At 66.8% G+C, this 6,959-nt stretch carries 8 protein-coding genes; 1 reads left to right on the plus strand and 7 read right to left on the minus strand.

From position 1 onward, the window contains the following. Positions 1 to 34: 34 nt before the first annotated feature. The 3 genes from NH448_RS15950 to NH448_RS15960 all read right to left on the minus strand — a co-directional run bounded on the left by NH448_RS15950 (position 35) and on the right by NH448_RS15960 (position 2,908). Complete coding sequence (locus tag NH448_RS15950; protein WP_045994088.1) at positions 35 to 1,330, minus strand: TRAP transporter large permease; 1,296 nt, start codon at positions 1,328 to 1,330, stop codon at positions 35 to 37. Further along, entirely contained in the window at positions 1,320 to 1,796 is a 477-nt protein-coding gene (locus NH448_RS15955; RefSeq protein WP_045994089.1) for a TRAP transporter small permease, read from the minus strand. The genes NH448_RS15950 and NH448_RS15955 overlap by 11 nt, the downstream gene beginning before the upstream one ends. A gap of 89 nt (positions 1,797 to 1,885) precedes the next feature. Further along, on the minus strand, positions 1,886 to 2,908 hold the full coding sequence (locus NH448_RS15960; RefSeq protein ID WP_108448374.1) for a DctP family TRAP transporter solute-binding subunit: 1,023 nt from the start codon (positions 2,906 to 2,908) through the stop codon (positions 1,886 to 1,888). A 423-nt stretch (positions 2,909 to 3,331) separates the two neighbouring features. Between NH448_RS15960 and NH448_RS15965 the strand changes: the two genes are divergently transcribed. Beyond that, the gene (locus tag NH448_RS15965) at positions 3,332 to 4,228 is read left to right on the plus strand and encodes an EamA family transporter (RefSeq protein WP_253029013.1); all 897 of its coding nucleotides are present in this window, start codon (positions 3,332 to 3,334) and stop codon (positions 4,226 to 4,228) included. On the opposite strand, the gene NH448_RS15970 is transcribed toward NH448_RS15965, so the two are convergent. The 4 genes from NH448_RS15970 to modA all read right to left on the minus strand — a co-directional run. Further along, positions 4,225 to 4,734 (minus strand): DUF192 domain-containing protein, encoded by a 510-nt coding sequence (locus NH448_RS15970; RefSeq protein ID WP_045994092.1) that lies wholly within the window; start codon positions 4,732 to 4,734, stop codon positions 4,225 to 4,227. The genes NH448_RS15965 and NH448_RS15970 overlap by 4 nt on opposite strands. Before the next feature lie 9 nt (positions 4,735 to 4,743). Beyond that, positions 4,744 to 5,892 carry an ABC transporter ATP-binding protein gene (locus tag NH448_RS15975; protein ID WP_108448254.1) on the minus strand — a complete coding sequence of 383 codons (1,149 nt, stop codon included), beginning with the start codon at positions 5,890 to 5,892 and terminating at the stop codon, positions 4,744 to 4,746. Positions 5,893 to 5,894: 2 nt separating this feature from the next. Continuing rightward, positions 5,895 to 6,563: a molybdate ABC transporter permease subunit gene (modB, locus tag NH448_RS15980; RefSeq protein ID WP_045994094.1), complete on the minus strand. Its 669-nt coding sequence runs from the start codon at positions 6,561 to 6,563 to the stop codon at positions 5,895 to 5,897. A gap of 7 nt (positions 6,564 to 6,570) precedes the next feature. Continuing rightward, positions 6,571 to 6,959: molybdate ABC transporter substrate-binding protein (modA, locus tag NH448_RS15985; RefSeq protein ID WP_253029014.1), on the minus strand; the 389-nt coding region annotated here is incomplete at its 5' end.

Genomic DNA, 6,959 nt, shown 5'->3' on the forward strand with positions numbered 1-6,959 from the left:
TGCCCCCACTGCCCAGGGTACTGCCCCAGGCGGCCTAGACGTTGTAACCCAGCACCCGAGGCAGCCACAGCGCGATCTCCGGGAAGATCACCACCAATGCCAGCGCCGAGGCCATCGCCGCCACGAACACCATGGCCCAGCCCAGGGTCTGCTCCAGCCTGACCTTGGCGACCTCGGTGGTCACCATCAGGTTGACCGCCACCGGCGGAGTAAACTGGCCGATGGCGATGTTCATGGCCAGCAGGATGCCGAACCACACCGGATTCCAGCCGAAGTGCTGCATCACCGGGATCAGGATCGGCATCATGATCAGGTAGATCGAGATGGCGTCCAGCAGCATGCCCGCGGCCAGCACCGCCAGCATGATCAACAGCAGCAGCAAGGTGCCGTTGTCGGATAGCCCGATGACCCACTCTGCCAGGTGACGGAAGGTGCCGAGCATGGTCCCGGACCAGGCGAAGATGCCCGCCAGGGCGATGATCAGCATGACCACCCCGGACACCACCGCCGCCTCGCCCATCAGCCCCCACAGGTCCTTGAGCGACAGCTCACGGGTCAGCACCAGGCCGACCAGGATGCCGTAGGCCACGGCGACCACCGCCGCCTCGGTGGGCGTGAACAGGCCACTGCGCAGACCGCCGAGTATGATCACCGGCGCGAACAGCGCCGGCAGCGCCTCGCGGAAGCTCTTGCCGATGGGTGGGCGCTCCATCTCGGCAGGGTCTTCCCAACCATAGCGCCGGGACAGCCACAACGCCGGAATCAGCAGCGAAGCGCCGGCCAGCACCCCGGGAAAGAGTCCGGCGGCGAACAGCGCCCGCAGATCCACTCCCGGCACCACGATGGAGTACAGGATCAAGGCCACCGAAGGCGGGATCAGGATGGCGGTAGACGCCGAGGAAGCGATCAGGGTCGCCGAGAAGGGCCGCGGATAGCCCGCGCGGGTCATGCTCGGCAGCATCACCATCGCCACCGCGGCGGCGTCGGCGGGGCCGGAGCCGCTCATGCCCCCCATGATCATGCACACCACCACCGCGACCACCGCGAGGCCACCATGGCGAGGCCCGATCAGCGCCTGGGCGAAGCGCACCAGGCGTGCCGCGACCCCCGCCCGCTCGAAGATCAGCCCGGTCAGGATAAATAGCGGAATGGCGATCAGCGGATACTTGGCCACGCTGTTGTAGGTATTGGTGCCAAGGGTCGCCAGCATCGCCGGCGACAGCCCGGTGACGATGCCCACGGCGCCGGACAGGCCCAGCGAAAAGGCCACCGGCACGCCGGCGATCAGCAGCACCAGAAAGGCGATCAGCATCCATACATCAGGCGTCATCGTGAGCACCTCCGCGCAGTCGCTCCAGGCTCGCCTGGCACTGGCGGAGGAACATCAGCCCCGACAATAGCGGCAGCCAGATCAGGTACCACCACTGGGGCAGCCCAAGTCCGGGCGACAACGACTGCCACTGGTACTCCTGCCAGGTCATGAGCGCACCGAACCAGGTGATCAGGCCCAGCACCAGCAGCCCGCACAAGCCCTGGAAGATCACCAGCAGGCGATAGCCAAGCGGCGGCAGCGCCCGCTCCAGCAGGCCGATACGGATATGGCGATGGCTTCGCAGAGCCACCGAGGCACCGGCGAAGGTCAACATGACCAGCAGAAAGACAGAAAACTCTTCGGTGAACGCAAAGGAACCACCGGTGATGTAGCGCACCACCACATTGACCAGGCTGATCGCACCGATGATCAGGATCGCCAGGGTGGCCAGGGTGCGCTCGATTCGTGCATCAGGACGTTTCATCGAGAAAGGGCGTCGGTAGGGAGTCAATCAACGCCGACCCTCGATCATGAGGGTCGGCACAAGGTTTACCGCCGCGTCAGAGCGGTTGCTCAGCGCGCGTCGATGGCGCTTCGGGCGGCCTCGACCAGGTCCTCGCCGATGCGCGGTACCCACTTCTCGTAAACCCCTTCGGTCGCCGCGACGAACGCCTCGTGCTGCTCCTCGTTCAAGTCGGTGACGGTCACACCACGCTCCTGAATGGCCGCCAGGCGCTCGCTCTCCTGCTCGCGGGTCATGGCGATCTCCCAGGCGCCGGCTTCGACCGCGGTCTCACGCAGCAACGCCTTCTCGTCATCGGACAGGGTGCTCCAGACCTGCTGGTTGGCGGCGAAGATCAGCGGATCGTTCATGTAGTTCCACAGCGTTACGTGCTCCTGGCCGACCTGGTCGATACGCGCCACGTCGAACACCGACAGCGGGTTCTCCTGGCCATCCACCGCGCCGGTGGTCAGCGCCGGCTTGGCGTCGGCCCAGCTCATCTGGGTCGGGTTGGCGCCCAGTGCGCTGAAGGTGTCCTGGAACAGCGGCGACCCCACCACCCGGATCTTCAGGCCTTCCAGGTCCGCCGGCTCGTCGATCACGCCCTGGGAATTGGACAGCTGGCGGAAGCCGTTCTCGCCCCAGGCCAGCGGCACCACGCCCCGCGACTCGATCGCCTGGAACACCAGCTCGCCGGCCTCACCTTCGGTGATCGCGTCCACCGCGCTCTCGTCCGGCATCAGGAAGGGCAAGGAGAACAGATTGAGTTCCGGCACCTGGGGCGACCAGTTGATGGTCGAGCCCACCGCCAGGTCGATCAGCCCCGAGCGCATCGCCGAGAACTCCCGGGTCTGGTCACCGCTGACCAGCTGGGAATTGGGAAAGACCCTGAGCGTCAGCTCGCCGTCGGAACGCTCCTCGACCAGGTCAGCCCACTTCTGAGCGGCCTGGCCCCAGGGGAAGGCATCGGAAAGCACCGTGGAGACCTTGAGTTCCCGCGCTTCGACGTCCGCCGAGGCGGCCAGCGAGCCAAGGGCGATGGCCGCACCGACCAGGGTGAGAGAGAAACGAGACGGCGAGCGCGAGCCGAACAGAGATGTCATGACGTGTCCTTGCATTGATGCCCCCTTGGCCAGGCCAACGCTGAGCGGTACCTGACACAAGCGCTGCATCAGAAGCCGGATCTAGCCTGGCAAAGGCTGGGGGTCGAGTGTGGTGATTAAGGGAGAAACGTATTGATCTTGTCGACTTTTCAATATGCCTGCAAACGGTAATCCGCGACAAGTGCCGCGCGATGCGCGAAAGGCCCGTCGGCCTTCGGACACGCACGCTCAGATGTCCTCGCCATGTCGTTCGTGCGAGGGCTGCACGGCTGGAGCTTGTGAGAGCGTGGACACCAAACGTCTGCGAAGGGGGTGCTAGCATGACGCGGTGAACAAGGCAGTCGAACGAAGGCGCCCCTCGGACCGGCCCAGGGGCTCTGCTATGCTGCTCGTTTTACCCATCAAGGACGACCGGTGCCCCTACGCGACCTCCTCCTCGGCCTCCTGGTCATCGCCATCTGGGCGTTGAATATCATCGTCATCAAGCTTGGCGTGTCAGACATGCCGCCCTTGCTCCTGACTACCCTGCGCCTGGCACTGGTGGCCGCGCTGCTGGTGCCCTTTCATCCGGTGGCGCGCCATCAGCTGCCCTTCCTGGCACTGCTGTCGGTGACCTTCGGGGTGATGAACTTCGCCCTGCTGATCATCGGGCTCGGCCAGGCCGAGGCGGGTACCGGTGCCTTGCTGGTGCAGATGGGTACGCCCTTCGCCACCCTGCTGGCGGTAATCTTTCTCAGGGAGCGGCTCGGCGCAAAACGCCTGGTGGGACTGTTGCTGTCTTTCGGCGGCATTGGCGTGCTGGCCGGCGGGCCGACCCTGCCGGCGCCGCTGCCTACCGCACTGCTGCTGGCCAGCGCCCTGGGCTGGGCGGTATCCCAGCTATTGATCAAGCTCGGACCCAAGGTCTCGCCGATGGCGATGGCCGGCTGGATCGCGCTGTTCGCCACTCCCCAACTGGCGCTGGCCTCCTGGTGGTTCGAGGACAACCACTGGCAGGCCATGCTCGACGCCGGCCTTGCGGGATGGGGGGCGGTGCTCTACACCGCCCTGATGTCCTCGATCCTGGCCTACGGCATCTGGTTTGGCTTGATCCGGCGCCACGACGTCAACCGGGTGGTACCGCTGACGCTGCTGGTGCCGGTGCTGGCGGTGATCCTCGGCATCGTGCTGCTGGGTGACAGCGTCAACGCCTACAAGCTGGGCGGTGGTGGCATGGTGGTCGCCGGGGTGGCGCTGATCGTCATCCGCTTCGGGCCTCGTCGTGCTCCCGCCACCCCGCCGGTACCCACCGCCCCCAGCAAGGACCCCTAGCCGCTGCAGCTCTCGCTGCTGCCCGGCCAGCTGACACAGTCGCCGGGACCGACGCCCAGCGCCTCGAACGTCCCGGCCTTGACCTCCAGGGCAGCGTGGTAGCGCGACGCCGGGCGGGTGGTCGGACATTCCTGGGCCTCGCCCTGGCAGGGCTCCATGCGACGAATCTCCTGGATGCGTCCGTCGGCACCGATAAAGGCGATATCCAGCGCCAGCAGGGTCTGATACATCCAGAAGCCGTTATGCACCCCCTGGGGACTGGCGTAGAGAAACAGCATGCCGGCGTCATCAGCCAGTCGCTCGCGCCCCATCAGCCCACGGTTGCGCTCCGCCGCCTCGTCGGCCACCTCGACCGTCAGACGACTCGGCCCCTGGGATCCATGGACCACCAGGGTTACCTCTTCCCTGTCGGCGGCGGCAAAGGCCGACGTCGCCAGAAAGGGAGTAGAAAACGCCACCGGCGCGAGCGCCAGGGAGCTGAGGAATCGACGGCGAGTCAGGGTCATGGAGGCCTCTCAGTCAGGATGGTCATCGGCAGGCAAGGCAGGCAGCTTATCCGCTTGCATCAGGTGGATGCCAGCAGCCAGCAACGAGACATTGACCCAGGCACCCTGCTCGAGTCCATTGCGCCTGGCGGCGTGGGTCGAGATATCAAAGCGCAGGGGCTGGCTTTCGTGGGGCACCCTCAGGGTCACGGAACTCTGTCCGCCCAGCACCAGCAGCTCATCCACCCGCGCGGTGACCAGGTTTTCCCGCACACCGCGGGAGGGCCGGTCGCGGCGCTGCAGCACGATATCGGATTCCGGCAGGTACCAGGTCACCCTGGCTCCCTCGCCAAGCCCCTCGAGGCCTGCGGCCACCTCAAGACACCACTCGCCCCAGCCAAGGCGCAGTCCCTGGGCGGTATCGACCACTCGCCCGCTGAAGATGTTCGGCCGGTCCAGCAGGCGCGCCACCTCGGGACTGTCAGGGCGCCGGAACAGTTCGCTCGGGGTGCCCTGCTGCAGGGTCCGGCCGCCATGCAGCACGCACAGGCGATCGGCCAGGGCGCTGGCCTCGTTGAGGTCGTGGGTGACCAGCACGATGGGGATATTGAGGCGTTCGCGCAACTGCACCAGCTCACGCTGAAGCCGACGGCGCGTCACCTGGTCCACCGCCGAGAAGGGTTCGTCGAGCAGCAGCACCTGTGGCTCCCTGGCCAGCGCCCTGGCCAAGGCCACCCGCTGACGCTGGCCGCCGGACAGCTCTCGCGGCAGGCGCCGCTCCAGCCCTTCGAGGTTGACTCGCTCTAGCCAGTGCGCGGCTCGCAGGCGACGTTCACGCCGCGGCAGGTGGCCCAGGGCGGTGGCGATATTGTCGGCGGCGTCGAGATGAGGAAACAGCGCATAGTCCTGAAACACCAGCCCCACCCTGCGCCGCTGCGGCGACCACACGACCCCCTGTTCGGCGTCAAACCACCGCTCACCGCCACAGTGCACCGTCCCCGAGGCGGGAGCATAGAGCCCCGCGATGGCGCGCAGCAGGGTCGACTTGCCGCTGCCCGAAGGTCCGACCAGCGCCAGCAACTCCCCGGGACGGCAGGCGAACTGCGCCTCGAGCGGGATCGGCCCGGGCTGGGCCAGGTCGACGTCGAGTCCCGTATGGACATCCTGGTGATGGTGCATGCTCAACGCCCCCGCCAGCGGCGGCGCGCCGCCAGCCCGTAGACCACCGCAATGGTCACGAAGGAGACCACCAGCAGCAGCGCTGACATCACCCCGGCGGCCCCCTCGTCGAAGGCCTGGACGTGGTCGTAGATGGAAATCGCCAGGGTGCGGGTCTCGCCATCGATGGCCCCGCCGACCATCAGGATGACGCCGAACTCCCCCAGGGTGTGGGCAAAGGTCAACGCCAGCGCCGAGATGACGCCAGGCATCACCAGCGGCAATTCGATGGTCATAAAAGTGCGCCAGGTCGATAGCCCACTGCACCAGGCGGCCTCACGCAGGTGGTCCGGCAAGGCCTCGAAGGCACGCTGGATCGGCTGTACCGCGAAGGGGATGTTGACCACCAGCGAGGCCAGCAGGATGCCGCTGAAGGAGAAATTCAGGCTGGTGCCGGTCAGCGCCTGCCAGGCGCCGCCCAGCGGGGCGTCGGCACTGAAGGCGAGCATCAGGTAGAAGCCCATGACGGTGGGCGGCATCACCAGCGGCAGTGCCACCAGGGATTCCGCCAGCGGCCGCCAGCGTGACCGGCTGTGGGCCAGGCGCCGCCCTAGCCAGATACCCGGTGCCAACAACAAGAGACTGGTCAGCAAGGCCAGCTTGAGCGAGACGACCAGCGCCAGAGCGTCCATAAAGCGGCTACTCGCCGGTCACGGGCGCAGTGAAACCATAATCCCGCAGAATCTCCTGCGCCTCGGGCGTCTGCAAGAAGTCAAAGAAGGCCTCGGCGCCGGCGCCCGCCCCTTCGAGCAGCACCATGCGCTGTACCAGGGGTCGATGCCAGTCTGCGGGGATCAGCCGCCAGGCAGCGCGCTCGGCCAGGCGTGGCGCCTTGACCAGGGAATAGGCGACCAGGCCACCGGAGGCCTCGGCGGACAGCGCGAACTGGGCGGCCTGGGCGACGTTTTCACCCAACAGTTGCAGGGGTTCACTTGCCTGCCACAGCCCTTGGCGCTCGAGCACCTCGCGGGCGGCCATGCCATAAGGGGCGTGGCGCGGGTTGGCCAGGGCGATACGCCGCGCAGGGC

The organism is Halomonas sp. OfavH-34-E (genome assembly GCF_024124525.1).
In the GTDB taxonomy this organism is placed as follows: domain Bacteria; phylum Pseudomonadota; class Gammaproteobacteria; order Pseudomonadales; family Halomonadaceae; genus Halomonas; species Halomonas litopenaei.